Below are 15,577 nucleotides of genomic sequence, written 5' to 3'. Positions count from 1 at the left end.
CTAGCTCCCTCGGTAAACGGAGTAGCCGAACGGGTTGAGCAGCAGCGGTACGTGGTAGTGCTCGCCGGGCCTGACGGCGAAGGTGATCGCTACCTCTGGAAAAAACGTATCGCTGTCCCGATTCGCGGGGGCGTCCTGCTGCGCATCGGCTTGCTTCTTCTCGAAATACGGCTCCACGGCGAAGTCGAGCCGTACGTGGGTGGTTCCCTCCGGCGGCGCCGGCAGGTCCTTGCACCGGCCGTCCGCGTCGGTCGCGCTCCCGCCGAGCGCCCGCCAGCCGGCCTCGCGGCCCCGGCGGGCGGACAGCTGGACGGCCACACCCTCGGCGGGGCGGCCGAGCGAGGTGTCCAGGATGTGGGTGGACACGGAGGCGGTGGTGCTGGTGCTCATGGCGTCAGGCGTCCTCTGCGACGAGTCGGGCGAGCCGGATACGGTTGATCTTGCCCAGTTCGGTGCGGACGATCTCCCGCTCCCGCTCGGGCGCGTTGCCGATCCGCTCCTTGACCGCGTCCCGCATCTCCTCGGCGCCGCGGCCGGTGGCACAGATCAGGAAGACATGGCCGAACCTCTCCTGGTACGCCAGGTTGAGTTCGAGCATCTCCGCCTTGAGCGTCTCGGCGGCACCGGCCATGCCGGACTGTTCCCGGGCCGAGGCCGGATCGCCCGGCTTGGGGCGGCCGATCGGCGGGTGCCCGGCCATGGCCTCCGCCAGGTCGGCGGGACCGAGCACGGCCATCGCCGCGTCACTGGCGGAGTAGAGGGCCTGAGGGGAGGCGTAGGGGCGGGCGGCGAGCAGTCGCCGGGCCCACGCGGTGGAGGCGCACGCCTCGTGGAGGGCGGCGAACGCCGCCTGCTCCTCCAGATCATTGAACCGGGCCAGACCCGGGGGCGTGGAAGTCGACGTCACGGGAGCCTCCGTGGCCGTAGGCGGCCTTCGTGCTGAACGGGCTGCCGTTAGCTAACGCCCTCCGGAACCCGGCGTCAACACTTTGTTGAAAATTCCGCGTAACAACGCCCCGGGGGCCACTGCGCAGGCTCCCGGGACCCGCCGCTCAGCTCTCCTTGTCGCGGTTGAGGTAGTTGTAGACGGTGAAGCGGCTCACGCCCAGCGCGCCCGCCACGGTCTCCACACCGTGCCGTACGGAGAAGGCGCCCCGCGCCTCCAGTATGCGCACGACCTCCTGCTTCGCCTTGCGGTCCAGGTCGGCCAGCGGCTTGCCCTGCTTGCGCTCCATGGCAGCCAGGATGTGGTCGAGCGAGTCGGCGAGCTGGGGCAGCCGTACGGCGACCACGTCGACGCCCTCCCAGGCGAGCACGACATCGTCGGCGCCGGCCTCGTCGGGCGGCAGCAGCTCCCCGCCCATGGCGTCGACCAGCGGCTTCACCGCGGTGATGAAGGGCTCGTCCGCGTTTCCGGTCACTTGTCGCCGTCCTCCCCCACCACGTTGACCTGGAGCGAGATCCGGGTGGCCCCGGCCTCCAGGGTCCTGCGCAGCAGCGCGTCCACGGCGGTGAGCACGGCGTCGGTGCCGCCCTCGGCCGTGTTCCCGAACGGCCCGACGTCCACCGCGTCCAGCTGAGCACCCTCGATGACCTCACGGGCGACCAGCGCGTGCGCGGGTGCCTCGTCCAGATCGAAGGGCTCGGTCGTGAACTCCACTCTCAATCGCATTGCGCCCCCATGGCACCGCTCTGACCTGCGCGTCTCTCACTCTGCCGACCGAGAGGGCACATCCGGGGCGCGTCGCCGGCCAAGGCGCCGACCACGCGGTCCACCGCAACCTGGTCTGCCGCTCCGGCTCCGTGTGCCCCAGTCGCTCCGAGACGACCTTAACGGACTCGCCCTCGGCGATCAGCATCGTTGCGCGACGACTCCGCGGGCGCGGAAGCGAGGCGGGGGACGGGCCCGTCCCCCGCCTCGCTCGTGCGAACGGACGGGCGGTGGTCAGTCCACGTAGTCGAGGGGAACCGTTCGGTAGCCCTTGACCTGTTCCGGTACTTCGAGTCTGCGGCTGGCGGCGGAAGCGACCATGGAGTGCAGGAAGCTGATCAGCGCGTTCCGCAGGGCTGATGTGTTGTCGTCCGACTTCTCGGCCACGAAGGCCGCCACGGTGGCGATCCTCTTGATCACCTGTTCGCGGGCGTTGCCGAAGCCGTAGGCGATGATGTGGGGCCTGGTCTTCCACTGGGGGTCCAGCAGGTCGTCCAGATGGTTCTCCCAGGGGTCGCTCGGCAGATCGTCCTTGTCCGTGGGGATGCCGTCCGTGAGGATGAAGACGACGGGCCGCAGCACGCGGACTCCCTTGTCGACCAGGGCGGGCACATCCGCCTCGATCCGGGTGCGCACCAGCTGGAACATCGGGCCGAAATTGGTGCGCCCGGAACACGTGACCGTGGGCAGATGGTTCACGTCGTCGAAGTCCGTCATCTGGGTGACGACATGGGGCCGGCTGTTGAACGACAGCACCGACAGGTGGACGAACTCCTTGACCTGGGGTGTCGTGTCGATGGTGTCGTAGATCGTCTCCAGCGTCTGGTTGAGCAGGTGCTCGGACTTCTGCATGGAGCCCGAGGTGTCCAGCACCACGTACATGGGCAGGCCGGACGACGGTGCGTAACTCATGATGATCCTTTGCGAGATGCCTGGTGACATGGCGTGGGTACGGGACGGGTCACGTCCACACGACGAAGAACAGGACGACGATCAACGCGAGGAGGGCCAGGACGAGGACGCCACAGCCGACGAGCACGCCCTTGGCGTCCCCCGCCGGTGACGGTTGAGGCTGCGGCGCCGGACGCGGGGTGGGCGGCGCGGCCGCAGTGGCCGTCCCGCCCGCGGTCTGCGGTGCCGGACGGTGGCGTACCGGGCGGAAGCCGGTGACGTTGCTGCCCGGCGCGACGTCCGTCTGAGACCCGGTACCACCCGGACTCCGCAACGCCTTCAGCAGCGTCGCCGTCCCGGGACGCTGCCGCAGATCGCCGCGGTCGAGTGCCTGCCGGAGAAGCCCCGGGAAGGTGTCGCTCGCCGGCCAGTCCCGCTCCAGCCTGCTGAGACTCTCCAGCGGTTCACCCCGCGCGCCGGTGATGCAGCGCAGGGTGAGCAGCGCCATCCGGTACCGGTCGGTCGGGACGGTCAGCGGGGTACCTTCGGGGAACGCCGGATCGCTCCAGTCGGGCGACGCGATCCACGGCCGGGTGCCTATGCCGCAGGAGTCCATGTCGAGCAGGTACACCGAGTCGCTGTCCTGGTCCCACAGCGCGTTGCGGTAGGACCAGTCGCCGTAGACGACATCGTGCCGTTCCAGGACGGCGCCCAGCTCCAGGAACCGGCAGGCGATCTCCAGCCTGCGCTGGCGCGTGGGCGGCCGCACCCCGATGTCCTCAAGGTAGGCCGAGTCCTTCACCAGATGGTCGAGTTGGAGTTCCCGCGGCCCACTGCGCCGCCCTCCGCGGAGATTGAACGGCACGTAGAAACGGGCGGGTGCCTCGGCCATGACGACACCGACGGTCCGGCTCCCGTCCGTGATACGCGAGACCGGCCAGGCCGCACCGCGGTCCAGCGTCGCGCGGTCCGCCTCCGTCATCGACCGGGGCAGCTTCACGAGGCGGCCCAGCGTGACCGCCTCCTGCGGGCCCATGGGCGACTTGTACAGCTTGGCGACCCAGCCGGGATGGTCGGCCAGGCGCTCCACCGTGTGCGCCTGGCCGCCCGCGCCCAGATTGTCTCCGGCGAGCTTGACCGAGGACAACGGGATGTCGTCCGGGAAGGGGTTGTCCGACCAGGTCCTCATGACCGCCCTCCGTCCGCGGACGGGGTCCAGACGACGACAGCGGTCCGGTCGTCGTTTCGCTGGTGGGAGTCGTAACTGATGTGCAGCAGCAGGTCCAGGGCGGTGACCGGGGCGGCCCAGTGGTGGTGGAACCAGTCGTGCGCCTGCGGCAGTTCCGTGAGCGCGTCGCCCACTCCGTCGGTGGTCAGGACCAGCGCCTGGCCGGGGCCGAGCGAGAGGTGACGGCGCTCGACGGCCTCGGGGGTGTGCGGCAGGTAGGTGCGGAGCCGTCCGGCGTCGGGCCCCTGCTCCTTCTCCCCCAGTAACTGGGCCCAGCGGCGGGGCTCGCGCACCCAGGCGCTGGTGTCGCCGAGTCCGGCGAGCCAGATGTCACGGGCACCGTTCGGTGGCGTGTCGGCGGGGACGACCGCCGCCACGGCCACGGTGCGCACGCTGTCGGCGGACCACTGCCGCTGCCTGGCGATGGCGTGGACCTGTTGCGCCGCCTCCAGAAAGGCGGTGTGGTGATCGAGGTGGAACGGCGGTACACCCTCGTCGAGCTGGCGCCGCAGGGAGTTGACCAGGGAGAGGGTGGCCACGGCGGCCGCCGTGTCGGAGTGGCTGCTGTCGGACATGCCGTCCGCGACCGCGACGACCAGATGCCGTGCGGCGGCGTCCCGGCCGATGCGGTAGGAGTCCTGCCGGGGGCCGGCCCGGGTCTCGTCGATCCGGTGCCCGGGTCCCACCACCGAGGCGGCGCGGACCTCCAGATCCCCCACCCGCGCGGAGTCGGCCGCCAGCCCCGGCGGGGCCGGCTGAGGCGGCAGCCTCCAGGGCAGCTCGGCCAGGCGCGACGGCTGGTACATCACCGGGGGCGGCGGGCAGGTCCACGTCGCCGTGGACGGCACGTGCTTGCGCACCACGGGGACGGCCGGCTGCGCCGTCGGCCGCGTCGGCACCATCCGGTCTTCTTCGCCGGCAGGAGCGGCCGTGGACGGACGCTCGCCCACGGCAGAGGGGGGGCTCTGCCACGGGGCCGGGGTGGTCGTGCCGTGCCACTGGGCCCCGGCCGGGGCAGGGGCGCCGGTCCGCGCGGCCGGCGCGGGGGACGAGGAGACGGCGGAAGGGCCGGTGTCCTGCCGGGGACCGCCGGCGACGCCTTCCGGCATCGTCCGCTCATCCTGCTTTCGCGAAGTGACCGCCTTGACCGCCTCGCCCGCGAGGAAGCCGGCGACCGCTCCCACGACCAGCCCGGCAGTCGCGCCGTAGGGCCCTGCCATGAATCCTCCCAGAATGCCCAGCGCCAGTGTCACGACCCAGCGGATGACACCGGTCGGACGCCAGCGTGCTGCCGACATGCCCCGGTGATCACCGGGCGGTTGTCCGCCCGTCGCGCCCACCGGTGCTCGGCCCGGCAGCCTGCCGGGCTTGTGCCTCCCGGGTTTCGCGCCGGGAGGCCGTACGTGGTCATAGGGGTACGTGTATCCCTGCTCGCGGCCGTAGTCGTGACCGAGGGGATCCTGGTTCATCCCTTGTCGTCCTCTTCGCCGCGGTTGCGGTCGCCGTGGGCCGAGGAGCGTCGCCCGCCGACCGGTTTCCAGCTGACGACCCCGCTTCCTGATCCCTCCGGCTGCGGCCCTCCGGTGTCCGTGGCGGGTTCCGGGCGCGGGGAGGTTCCGGGCGCACCGTTGTGTGTGCCGAGGGGCGCGGGAGTGTGGGGCCGGGGAAGGTGCGAGGAGGACTCGCCGCCCAGCGCGGGGCCCGCATAGGGGATCGGCTCGCCCATGAACCGTTGGACCCACTCGGCGTACTCGGCGGGATGCAGGTCGCCCTTGAGGTCCCGCAGGAGGGCCTGTTTCCGCTCCAGTGCCATGTCCTGCCTGGCGGCGACCTCCTGGAGGATGCTGCGCAGCTGGCTGGGATCCTGGGCGACGAGGTGCATCAGGAGCCCGCCCTCACCGCGTTGGGCGGCCTGCAGCGCGGCGGTCCGCTGCCCTATACGTCGTGCCTCGTGCTCCTCCACCAGTGAGGTCAGCGCCTGTTCGCCCTCCGTCTGGACCCGGTTGACCTGGTGGGTGAGCTCGGCTTGCTCTCGCTGCCAGGCCAGGTCGCGATGCCGGCGAAGGTGGCGTTCGGCGGTTTCGTCCAGACCGAGCCGGACAGCGCAGGCGAACACCGTCAGCCCGGCGTCGAAGGGGTGCTCACGGCTGCGCAGGGAGCGGTTCGCCGAGTCCTCCGCACGGGCGACGTCCTCGATGTCGAACCCCCGGGTGAGAGGGCGCAGCAGATCATTGAGCACTCCCCGTACCAGCGACTCCGCCGTGGCCACGGTGGTGAGGCTGCGTTTGACCACCGCGTCGGGGGAAGTGACCCGCCAGGCGGTGCTGATCTCGGCCTGGAAGTCGAACCCCCTGGTCCGACTCGGCAGGGTGTCGTGCCAGTTGGTGTGGTGGTCGGTGATGTCCACCTCGTAGCGGTAGTGGAACCGCGACGATTCGAAGAAGGACGGCCGACGGTCCACCACGACGGGTTCGCCGGTGTCGAGTGAGAACACGAGGGCCGTCCCCGGCCGCGGTGTCTCGCCCCGGTTCACCATCCCGGCGGGCCACGGGCCCGCGATCAGCTGCTCGGCATCGGACATGGTCATGGTGTGCTGCCTTTGCTGTCGAAATGGCTCAGGATCTGCCCGGCGCTGCGGGCGGCACGGCTGTCGGGTGTGTTCCAGGTGGCGACGTGGCGCAGCAGGAAGCGTCTGCTGCGGTCGGTCGGGGCCGCCGCGTGCAGCAGCCGGGCCAGTGCGCGGCGGCCCGCGGCGTCCGCGTCCACCATGCGGGCCCATTCGGTGAGGACCTGGGTGGCCGCCTCGTAGGTTTCCGGGGACTGGAGCACCGCGTCCCAGAGCAGGGCGATGTCCCGCTGGTGGACGGGGTCGCGGGTGGCCAGCGCCAGCAGCTTGGGCCATCGTCGGTGCGTACCGCCGCCGTCGGCCGGCATGTCCTCCAGCAGGTCGGCCGCCGCGAAGAGGAAGGACAGCTCCCCGACGGTCCGGCGCTGGACGTCACGCCGGGAGATCCAGTGCCGGAGCAGGTGGAGGGCGTCACGCGCCTCATGACCGTCCGTCGCGGCGAGCGACTCGGTGACCCCCAGGCAGATCGCCTCGATGATCTCCGCGCTGTCGGTGGCCGCGAGCGTGTCCAGAAGTGCGACCGCCTCATCGGCGCTGCCCGCGTCGGAGCGCCGCAGGGCGGTCCAGGCACGCGCCGCCGTGGCCCTCAGGACCGCGTCACCACTCGCCCACGCCTGAATCAGATCCCTTACCGGCGCGGCGAGTTCGGGAGTCTCGGCGGCGATGACGAGGGCCGTCGCGGCGGCCTCGCGCAGCGCCCGCACGGGGCTCCTGGCCCAGGGCTGCAGGACACCCGTGCGCAGACTGTCGAAGGACAGCTCGGCCAGAAACCCGACGGCGACCGCTGCCCTGGTCCGGACGGTGGCCAGTTCGTGGCCCGCGCAGGCCTTCAGCCAGCCCGGCAGCTCGTGGCGCAGGATGTCGTATTCCTCCCACACGTTCTGCAGGACCCGGGCGGCCGTTCGGGAGTCGTCGAAGCGCACGACCTTCGCGGGGACGCCCCCGTGCCGGGACGCGACCTGTGCGCCGACGAGCGAGGCGTTGAGCCGGCGCAGCCGCGTCGCACGGGTCGCGACGACCGCCTCGTTGCGGGGGCGTTCGGGGTGTTCGGCGGTGGGCGGTGGCTGGAGCCGTCGCCCGAGCGAGGTGGCGAGGGCGGACACCGTCTCGTAGGCCTCTCCGCCGAAGACCGCCGTGGCGACGGCCACGCACTGGGTGGGCAGGTCATCCAGGCCGTTGAACCACTTCTCGAACTCCTCGGCGTCGCGGACCGAGCCGTGTTCCCGCACCTGACGTACGGCGTCCGCCGGTGCGGCCGACGACTCGGAGAGAAGACGGGCGTTCTCCGCCGCCCTGGCCAGCGACGTGCCGGCCGACTGCGCCTCGGTGAAGAGCGTGGCCGTCTCCGGGGCACGCAGCAGTTCCTCCGCGCGTCTCGTCCGTTGCGGGCCGAGCCACCAGCGCAGGTGCCTCTCGAAGACGTCCCACGGCGCGGGCGGCCCGTTCACCGGGAAGGTCTGCTTGCCGAGTTCGGGATCGGCCGTGCGCACACCGTCGCGCAGGGTGATGACCAGGCGGCAGTTCCGGGCGAGCATCACCGAGTTGAGGCGGTGGAGTTCGAAGCCCGTGAGCGGAGCGGCGGTGCCGTCGGGGCCGAGTTCCTGGAGCAGGTAGCCGTGCCCGGGCCGCAGCGACGACTCGTCGAGTCGCGTCAGGTCGGCGTCCGGCTCCAGGCACTGCAGGATGGCGTGGCCGCGTTCCAGCAGCAGCCGTTGTGCCACCGCGTACTTGCCGTGGCCCCGGGCACCACTGAGCAGCACCACACGGAACGGCTCGCTGTCGCGCAGGAGGTCGTCGTAGGAGGCCGGAGGCAGGAACGCCGAGGAGACGAGGTCGACGTCCTGGGCCGACAGCTGGTAGGCGCGGACGGAGCGGCGGCCCTGGCCGAGGAGTACCTCGATGTGATCCCCGCCGTACACCCGCTCCCCGGTGATCCGCGACTGGGCGAAGCGCGAGAGGTAGGAGCGGGCGTCCCGTTCCGCGTCGAGGCGTTCGTCCGTCGAACCGGGCTGGGCCGCGCGTGCCGACAGGGCACGACGGATGTCGTCGACGCCCAGCTCCGTGGTTTCCGCCGGGCCGGCGGACACGGGAGGCGCAACCTCGCCGTCCTGTCCGGGGGAGGCGTTCTCCGGGCTGTTCTGGGCGGGCCCCTGCGCGGGCTCCTCCTTCATGCCTCATCCCTCCCGGCGGTGTCGGCGTGCGCCTCGTCCGGTGTGACGCCCTCGTAGTGATTCCCGCCGTACACCCGGCCCGGGTTGTGGAAGACCGCGCCTGCGAAGGGGCCGTGGTGGCCGCCTGTCGGAGTGGTCGGAGCAGACGGGCCCGGGGCCGCGGCGACGGCCTGGGAGTCCGCGGCAGGTGTGTCCGTGGCAGGGCGGGGCGCGGGCGGCGCCGGGCGCCCGGACGCCGGGGGCGTAGCGCCGCCCAGGCCTGGGGGCTCGTCGTAGCCGGGGACGCGCAGCCAGGTGCGCGAGGTGATCTCCTTGGCCACGAAAGGCAGTTCGCGGAAGCCGGACGCCGGAAGCTCGGGGTAGTCGTGGCGGACGACTGCGGCGTGCCAGTCCGCGGACACGGCGAGGGCCAGGCAGGAACGGGAGGCCGCGGCGAGGGTGGTGCGCAGCACCTCCAGGTCGACGAGCCGGCAGGCGGTGTTGAGCGCCTCGCCCACCCAGCCGTGCTTGTCCTGTGCCACCTCACCGGCGTGCAGCGCGACGCGCAACCGCAAGGCGGTCTCCTCGTGGCCGCGCTGGGCGTGACCGCGCAGACCGGTCTGCAGGGCGTCCAGGAACCGGGTCGTCAGGTCGAGTTTGGAGACGGAGGGCCGTAGCAGGAGGAAGCAGCCGTCCCCCCGGTCGCTCGTGGCAACTATGTCGTCGGTACCGATCCCCGCCTGGTCCAGCGCCTTGCCGACGACGGCGTAGAGCTGTTCCCTCAGCCATTGCTGCATGGGGTCCGTCCGGCGGCCGAATCGCTCGATGTCGATGACCACGATGAGGTAGTAACGCGGTTTGCCGTCCATGCCGGACGCACCTCTCCTTCGTTTGCGCGGGACGGCGGCCGTCGGGTTTCCCCCGTTGTGCTCCGACGACCGCCGCACTCCAGGTAAGCCGAAGCCCCGCCCCCTCTTCCGCATCAAATGACCCACTGGGGAGCAGTTGGCTTCGGTCAGGGCCGATCCGGTTCCCAGATGGCGAGCGAAGCGGGGTCCAGGACCACGATGACGCCCCGTCGGGTGGCGACCAGTTCGCAGGACTGCAGCTCGCGCAGGGTCCGCACGACGGACTCGCGGGAGGTCCCCACCGCGCTCGCCAACTCGTGCTGCGTGATGCGCACCGACCGTGCCGTCGGCGCCCAGGCCGATGCGTCCACGCCGTACCGGTCGGACATCTCGACGAGCAGCCGCGCCACCCGCGTCGCGGCGGGCTCGGCTCCCATCGCCTCACGCTGGACGTCGGAGTGCCGCAGGCGTGCGCTGATGCTCCGGAGTACTGCCAGGCCGAGGTCGCCGTTGGCGCGCAGCAGTGCGGCGAACCTGCTGCCGGACACCGCGACCCCGTGCCCGTCCTGCGTCGCGATCACAGATGCCGAGCGCGTTCCGCCGTCGATGCAGGCGAGTTCGCCCACCAGTTCCCCGGCTCCCCGGAAGGCAAGCAGGCTCGTGTAGCCGCCCACCGACTCGGATACGACCTTGACGACGCCCTTGCGCAACAGAATGGCGCGGTCGGCTCGTTCTCCCTGCCGCAGAAGCACGTCGCCGTGCTGCCAGGTCTCCACCACACCCGCGTCGCGCAGCAAGGTCAGGTGCTCCGGACTGAACACCTGCAACGCCGGCACACGACGTAATCCGGGCTCCGGCGCCGAACACACGTCGTCCCGCACAGGAACTCCCCCTCCCCCGTTCCGGTCGGGCGCTCGGCCACGGCTGAGGCTGACGCCCGGGACGACCACTGTAGGGGCGGGTTCCGGTGCGGCGGGGCGTTTCCCGGAGCGAGAGGCGGACCCTGACGTCCTGCGGGTGCCGGGCCGCGGTTCACGGAGGGCGAGACGTCCGCGAGGAAGTCCCGGCGGCTCGGCCGCGCCTGTGCGGCTCCGCAGCCGTCGCTCCGGCCGGGTGGCCCGCGGGATGTCCTCCCGTCGCGCAGGTCGAGACGGTCCGGGCGGGCGTTGATCTCCAGGAGGCGGGCGGTGGGGTGGAGGCCGTCCGGGCCGTCCACCTCGACCTCGGGCCGATGTTCGGCCCGGTGCCGCGCGGGCCGGCCACGGTGACCGGCTCCGGCAGCTGACCGCGCAGCGCCGTCTCCGTCCGGCTGGCGGAGGCCGGGGGCACCCGGATCCCTCTCCGGGTCACCGTGGGGCGGCGACAGGTGAGCCGAAAAGCGGACGAGCCCTTCGTCAGCGCGGCGAAGCCGCTGGTGTGCGCGATGGGCGGGGGAACTGCTGCCGCCCGACGAGGCCGGCGCCGACGACGTCGCTCATGCTCCGCGCGTACGGGGACGTCGAGAGCGGCGAGAAGATCGTCTCCGGGACCGAGGAGGCCCGGACGGCAGGCCTAGGAACGCTCGAAGGTGCCGTACATGGTCGCTCTCGCGATCGCGCGGCTGAACAGGAGGAAGTCCATGGAGGCGGGGGTCGAGGCCTCGGACACCCCCAGTTCCTCGACGGCGACGGCGTGCACCACGAGGAAGTACCGGTCCGGGCCGTTGCCCGGCGGTGTCGCCGGGCCGAGGTATCTCCGGTAGCCGGCGTCGTTGGCCAGTGTCATCGCGTTGCCGGGCAGGTCCCTGCCGTCTCCCGCCCCGGCCGGGAGGTCGGTCACGGAGGCGGGCAGGTCGGCCACCGCCCAGTGCCAGAAGCCGGAGGCGGTCGGCACGTCGGGGTCGAACATCGCCACCGTGAAACTCCGCGTCTCCTCGGGAAAACCGGACCAGCTCAGCTGCGGCGAGACGTCCATCCCGCCCGCTCCGAGGATGCCGCTCACCTGCTCGCGGGCCAGTCGGCCGCCGTCGGTCACGGACTGCGAGGTCACCGAGAAAGTCCTGATCTCCGGCATGAAATCGTACGGGCCATAGGGTTTGATCATGGCAATCCTTCGGAAAGGCCGCACTGTTCTTGATTCACGAGGCGGCGGAAGGCCTTTTCACTCTCCGGATCTTCGATCATGCACCACCCGGTCGCATTGCCGCACCGCGTACGTTCCCATGGTCCGCTCCGAGTTGCCGCTCCCGTGCGGGCCACTCAGACTTGATGGACACATCTGTACGAAAGCGAGGCCGCCCGATGCAGATGCAAGCAGCTCGGATGCACGGATACCGGCAGCCCCTTCGCATCGACGAGGTCCCCGTACCCGATCCCGGGCCGGACGAGATCCTCCTGAAGGTCGCCGCGACGGGCATGTGCCGAAGCGATTACCAACTTCTTGACGGCTATTTCGAAGGTCCGTTTCCGGTAGAACTCCCTTACATCCCCGGCCACGAGGTCACCGGCCGGGTGGCGGGAATGGGAAGTGGTGTACCGAAGTCGGTGGGTTACTCGGAAGGCGACATGGTGGTGGTCAACCCCAGCTGGGGAGACGGCACTTGCCGCCAGTGCCGGGAAGGCAACGAGAACCTGTGCAGCGGCGACGGCAGATGGGTGGGGTTCGGCCCGCCCGGCGGTTTCGCCGAGTACATGGCGGTGGAGTGCCGTCACGCGATCCCGGTCTCCGAGGACGCCGCGAAATTCCCCCAGTTCCTCGCCCCCATGACCGACGCGGGCATGACCCCGTACCGCGGGATGCGCAAGCTCCGGGACGCGGGCAAGCTGGGGCCCGGCCGGACCGTCGCGGTCACGGGCATCGGCGGGCTGGGCAGTTACGCGATCCAGTACGCCAGGCTGCTGGGCAGCGGCGCGACAGTGGTGGCGTTCGCGCGCAGCGACGGCAAGCTGGACGTGGCCAGGGAGAACGGCGCGGACTACGGGATCAACGTGAGGGACAGGTCCACCGAGGCCATCCAGGACGAGCTGGAGAGCCTGACCGGCCGGCGCACCGTCCACGCCGTCCTGGACTGCGTCGGCAGCGAGGCGTCCGTCTCCATGGGGTTCGACCTGCTGGGCCCGGAAGGCGCCCTGGCGGCCGTCGGTCTCATGAGTGACCGCGTGGCGCACCGTCAGTTCCCGTTCGTCGGCACGGAGTTGTCCTACCTCGGCTCCTTCTGGGGCAACCACCTGGACCTCGTCGAGGTGCTCTCCCTCGCCGAAGCCGGCCTCGTCACGCACAACGTGACCGAAGTGAGGCTGGAGGACGTCAACGAGAACCTGGAGGCCCTGGGCCGTGGCGACGTCGTCGGACGCCAGGTCATCGTCTTCGACTGAACCCGGGCGCCGCCCGGCTCACCGGCTCAGCCGCGCTTGCGCAGAAAACTCCGCAGCCGTCGCTCCGGCCAGGTGTTGATCACGTCGTCCTTGGTGAGCCAGCCTCGCTGGGCGGTGCCGATCCCGTAGCGCATGACGTCCAGATGAGGAACGGCGTGGGCGTCGCTGTTCACGGCGAACCTCACGCCGTGCCGCCGGGCCCGCAGGATGTCCTCGTCGCGCAGGTCGAGACGGTCCGGGTGGGCGTTGATCTCCAGGGCCGTACCGGTGCGGGCACAGGCGGCGAAGACCGCGTCGAGGTCCGCGTCGATGCCGGGGCGCTTGCCGATGAGGCGGGTGGTGGGGTGGCCGATGATGTGGACGTGGGGGTTCTCGCAGGCCCGCACGAGCCGCCGGGTCAGGGCGTCGCGGCTCTGGTGGAAGTGCGAGTGGACCGAGGCCACGCACAGGTCGAACCCGGCGAGGAACTCCTCCGGCCAGTCCACCTCGCCCTCGGGGCCGATGTTCAGCTCGGTGCCGTGCAGCAGCCGTAGCCCGCCGCGCCGCCCCCTGGTCGGGTACGTGCCGTCCAGCTCGCGCACCCGCGCCCGCTGCGCCAGCATCCGCTCGTCGGTCATGCGCTGCATGGCCAGGTCGGGCGCGTGGTCGGTGATCGCGTAGTACGCGTAGCCGCGCCGGGCCGCCGCCTCGGCCATCTCCTCCAGTGGGGCGAGCCCGTCGGTGAGGTCGGTGTGGGTGTGCAGGTCGCCGCGCAGATCCGCCTCGGTGACCAGCTCCGGCAGCTCACCGCGCAGCCCCGCCTCGATCTCGCCGCGGTCCTCGCGCAGGGCCGGCGGGATCCAGGGCAGGCCGAGGCGGCCGTACACCTCCTCCTCGGTCTCGGAGACGATCTTCTCCCCGCTCTCGACGTCGAAGAGTCCGTACTCGGAGAGCTTGAGCCTGTGGTGCACGGCCCGTTCCCGGGTGCGGATGTTGTGGGCCTTGGAGCCGGTGAAGTACTGGAGCGCCGCGCCCCAGGAGTCCGGCGGTACGACCCGCAGGTCGACGTTGAGCCCCTTGCTGGTGCGGACCGACGTCTTGGTGCCGCCCTGCCCGATGACCTCGGTGACGTACGGCAGCCCGGTGAACGCCCGCATGATCGGCGCCGACTCCTCCGCGGCGACGAGGATGTCGATGTCACCGATCGTCTCGCGGAACCGGCGCAGCGAACCGGCATAGGTGCACTTCTCACAGCCGGTCACGGCGGACAGCGCTTCGACGATGCCCTCCGCCAGGTCCATGGCGACGTCGAGCCGGACCCGGCCGCCGGCCGACCGGAGCAGCTCGATGCCGTGCAGGATGTTCTCCTCGGTCCTGGGCCCGAAGCCCTTGAGGTCGCGCAGCCGCTCCTGGTGGATGGCGTCGGCGAGTTCCTCGACCGAGGAGACGCCCAGTTCCTCGTAGACCGCCATGGCCTTCTTCGGGCCGAGCGTGGGGATGGCGGTGAGCCGCCGTACCCCGGCGGGGATCTTCGCCCGCAGCTCCTCCACGGCGGACACCGTGCCCTGGCCGAAGAACTCCAGGATCTTCTGGGCGATGGACTTCCCGACGTTCGGGATCTCCTGAAGCCCCTTGAGGTCGAGCGTGGCGACATCGGCGTGGTGACCGCCGACCGCCCGGGCGGCCTTCTCGTAGACCCGCGCCCTGAAGGCGTCCCCACCGGTGATGGAGATCAGGTCCGCGTACTCCTGGAGCAGTGCGGCGACCTCGTCGTTGGACCGTGCCATGCCTTCAGGGTAGGGCGCGGCTTTTGCGCGGGCGCTCTTGACAGCTCTCCCCGGTCACGGGCAGTCTTCCATTAAGCAGAAAGCAACTTCCGTAATACGGAACTTAGGCAGCGGAAGGGAGCGCCGACCTCCATGTCAGGTTTCGAACCGGGCGCAGCCGCAGAGCAACGCTTCAATGTCAACCTGTCGATCCTCTTCACCGAACTCCCGCTCCTGGAGCGCCCCGCGGCCGCCGCCGCGGCCGGCTTCGGCGCGGTCGAGCTCTGGTGGCCCTGGACCGGCTCCCCCACCCCCGAGCGGTCCGAGCTCGACGCGCTGAAGAGGGCGGTCGAGGACGCGGGCGTGCGGCTGACGGGCCTGAACTTCTACGCCGGACAGCTGCCGGGACCCGACCGGGGCGCCCTGTCGATCCCGGGCGCGGAGTCCGAGAGGTTCCGCGCCAACATCGAGGTGGCGGCCGGCTTCGCCCAGTCGCTCGGCTGCGGGGCACTCAACGCGCTGTACGGCAACCGCGTCGAGGGCGTGGACCCGGCCGAGCAGGACGCCCTGGCCCTGGAGAACCTGGCACTGGCCGCCCGCGCGGCCGACCGGATCGGCGCGGTCCTCCTGATCGAGACCCTCAACCGGCCCGAGTCGCCGCGGTATCCGCTGGTGAGCGCGTCGGCCGGCGTCGCCGTGGTGGACCGGGTCAACGAGGCCACGGGGCTCGGCAACGCACGCTTCCTCATGGACCTTTACCACCTGTCCATGAACGGCGAGGACCTCCCGTCGGTGATCGAGCGGTACGCCGCGAAGACGGGCCACGTGCAGATCGCCGACAACCCCGGCCGCGGCGCCCCGGGCACGGGTTCGCTCCCCCTGGCCGAGCTGCTCGGGCAGCTGGCGAAGGCCGGTTACGACGGCTGGGTGGGCCTGGAGTACAAGCCGGGTGACCGCCCGAGTGCCGAGGCCTTCGGCTGGCTCCCGCGCGAGGCCCGAGCCGCCCGCTGAATTCCCCGACTTCG

15 protein-coding genes are annotated in these 15,577 nt (G+C 71.2%); 2 read left to right on the top strand and 13 right to left on the bottom strand.

Annotation, left to right across the window (positions count from 1 at the left end; translation table 11 throughout):
* The 12 genes from uraH to ACZ4O3_RS02865 form a co-directional block, all read right to left on the bottom strand.
* Nucleotides 1–390 (bottom strand): hydroxyisourate hydrolase, encoded by a 390-nt coding sequence (gene uraH / locus ACZ4O3_RS02920; RefSeq protein WP_362724373.1) that lies wholly within the window; start codon nt 388–390, stop codon nt 1–3.
* Nucleotides 391–394: 4 nt separating this feature from the next.
* A complete protein-coding gene (gene uraD / locus ACZ4O3_RS02915; protein ID WP_385000138.1) occupies nt 395–907 on the bottom strand; it encodes a 2-oxo-4-hydroxy-4-carboxy-5-ureidoimidazoline decarboxylase in 513 nt (170 codons plus the stop codon).
* A 145-nt stretch (nt 908–1,052) separates the two neighbouring features.
* Nucleotides 1,053–1,421, bottom strand: a complete 369-nt coding sequence (locus tag ACZ4O3_RS02910; protein WP_362724378.1) for a helix-turn-helix domain-containing protein — start codon at nt 1,419–1,421, stop codon at nt 1,053–1,055.
* Complete coding sequence (locus ACZ4O3_RS02905; RefSeq protein WP_362724381.1) at nt 1,418–1,672, bottom strand: YkoF family thiamine-binding protein; 255 nt, start codon at nt 1,670–1,672, stop codon at nt 1,418–1,420. Before ACZ4O3_RS02905 ends, ACZ4O3_RS02910 begins: the two co-directional genes overlap by 4 nt.
* A gap of 273 nt (nt 1,673–1,945) precedes the next feature.
* A complete protein-coding gene (locus ACZ4O3_RS02900) occupies nt 1,946–2,623 on the bottom strand; it encodes a vWA domain-containing protein (protein ID WP_362724384.1) in 678 nt (225 codons plus the stop codon).
* A 49-nt stretch (nt 2,624–2,672) separates the two neighbouring features.
* Nucleotides 2,673–3,791: a hypothetical protein gene (locus tag ACZ4O3_RS02895; protein ID WP_362724386.1), complete on the bottom strand. Its 1,119-nt coding sequence runs from the start codon at nt 3,789–3,791 to the stop codon at nt 2,673–2,675.
* Nucleotides 3,788–5,128: a protein phosphatase 2C domain-containing protein gene (locus tag ACZ4O3_RS02890; RefSeq protein ID WP_467720935.1), complete on the bottom strand. Its 1,341-nt coding sequence runs from the start codon at nt 5,126–5,128 to the stop codon at nt 3,788–3,790. The genes ACZ4O3_RS02895 and ACZ4O3_RS02890 overlap by 4 nt, the downstream gene beginning before the upstream one ends.
* 167 nt (nt 5,129–5,295) lie before the next feature.
* Complete coding sequence (locus tag ACZ4O3_RS02885; protein ID WP_467720934.1) at nt 5,296–6,417, bottom strand: hypothetical protein; 1,122 nt, start codon at nt 6,415–6,417, stop codon at nt 5,296–5,298.
* Nucleotides 6,414–8,627 (bottom strand): hypothetical protein, encoded by a 2,214-nt coding sequence (locus ACZ4O3_RS02880; RefSeq protein ID WP_467720933.1) that lies wholly within the window; start codon nt 8,625–8,627, stop codon nt 6,414–6,416. Before ACZ4O3_RS02880 ends, ACZ4O3_RS02885 begins: the two co-directional genes overlap by 4 nt.
* Nucleotides 8,624–9,475 (bottom strand): hypothetical protein, encoded by an 852-nt coding sequence (locus tag ACZ4O3_RS02875; protein WP_467720932.1) that lies wholly within the window; start codon nt 9,473–9,475, stop codon nt 8,624–8,626. Before ACZ4O3_RS02875 ends, ACZ4O3_RS02880 begins: the two co-directional genes overlap by 4 nt.
* A gap of 146 nt (nt 9,476–9,621) precedes the next feature.
* Entirely contained in the window at nt 9,622–10,275 is a 654-nt protein-coding gene (locus tag ACZ4O3_RS02870) for a Crp/Fnr family transcriptional regulator (protein WP_385000185.1), read from the bottom strand.
* A 730-nt stretch (nt 10,276–11,005) separates the two neighbouring features.
* Nucleotides 11,006–11,536, bottom strand: a complete 531-nt coding sequence (locus ACZ4O3_RS02865) for a YbhB/YbcL family Raf kinase inhibitor-like protein (protein WP_467720931.1) — start codon at nt 11,534–11,536, stop codon at nt 11,006–11,008.
* A gap of 218 nt (nt 11,537–11,754) precedes the next feature.
* Between ACZ4O3_RS02865 and ACZ4O3_RS02860 the strand changes: the two genes are divergently transcribed.
* A complete protein-coding gene (locus ACZ4O3_RS02860) occupies nt 11,755–12,807 on the top strand; it encodes an NAD(P)-dependent alcohol dehydrogenase (protein WP_362725376.1) in 1,053 nt (350 codons plus the stop codon).
* Nucleotides 12,808–12,833: 26 nt separating this feature from the next.
* Here the strand turns inward: ACZ4O3_RS02860 and polX are convergent, their stop codons facing one another.
* The gene (gene polX, locus ACZ4O3_RS02855) at nt 12,834–14,573 is read right to left on the bottom strand and encodes a DNA polymerase/3'-5' exonuclease PolX (RefSeq protein ID WP_467720930.1); all 1,740 of its coding nucleotides are present in this window, start codon (nt 14,571–14,573) and stop codon (nt 12,834–12,836) included.
* A 132-nt stretch (nt 14,574–14,705) separates the two neighbouring features.
* On the opposite strand from polX, the gene ACZ4O3_RS02850 reads away from it, so the two are divergent.
* A complete protein-coding gene (locus ACZ4O3_RS02850) occupies nt 14,706–15,563 on the top strand; it encodes a TIM barrel protein (protein ID WP_362725371.1) in 858 nt (285 codons plus the stop codon).
* The last annotated feature ends 14 nt before the right edge of the window (nt 15,564–15,577 follow it).

It is taken from the genome of Streptomyces sp. NPDC026515 (genome assembly GCF_055567595.1).
The sequence above is the reverse complement of the archived record's forward strand: the minus strand, read 5'-3'. Positions and strand labels throughout refer to the sequence as shown.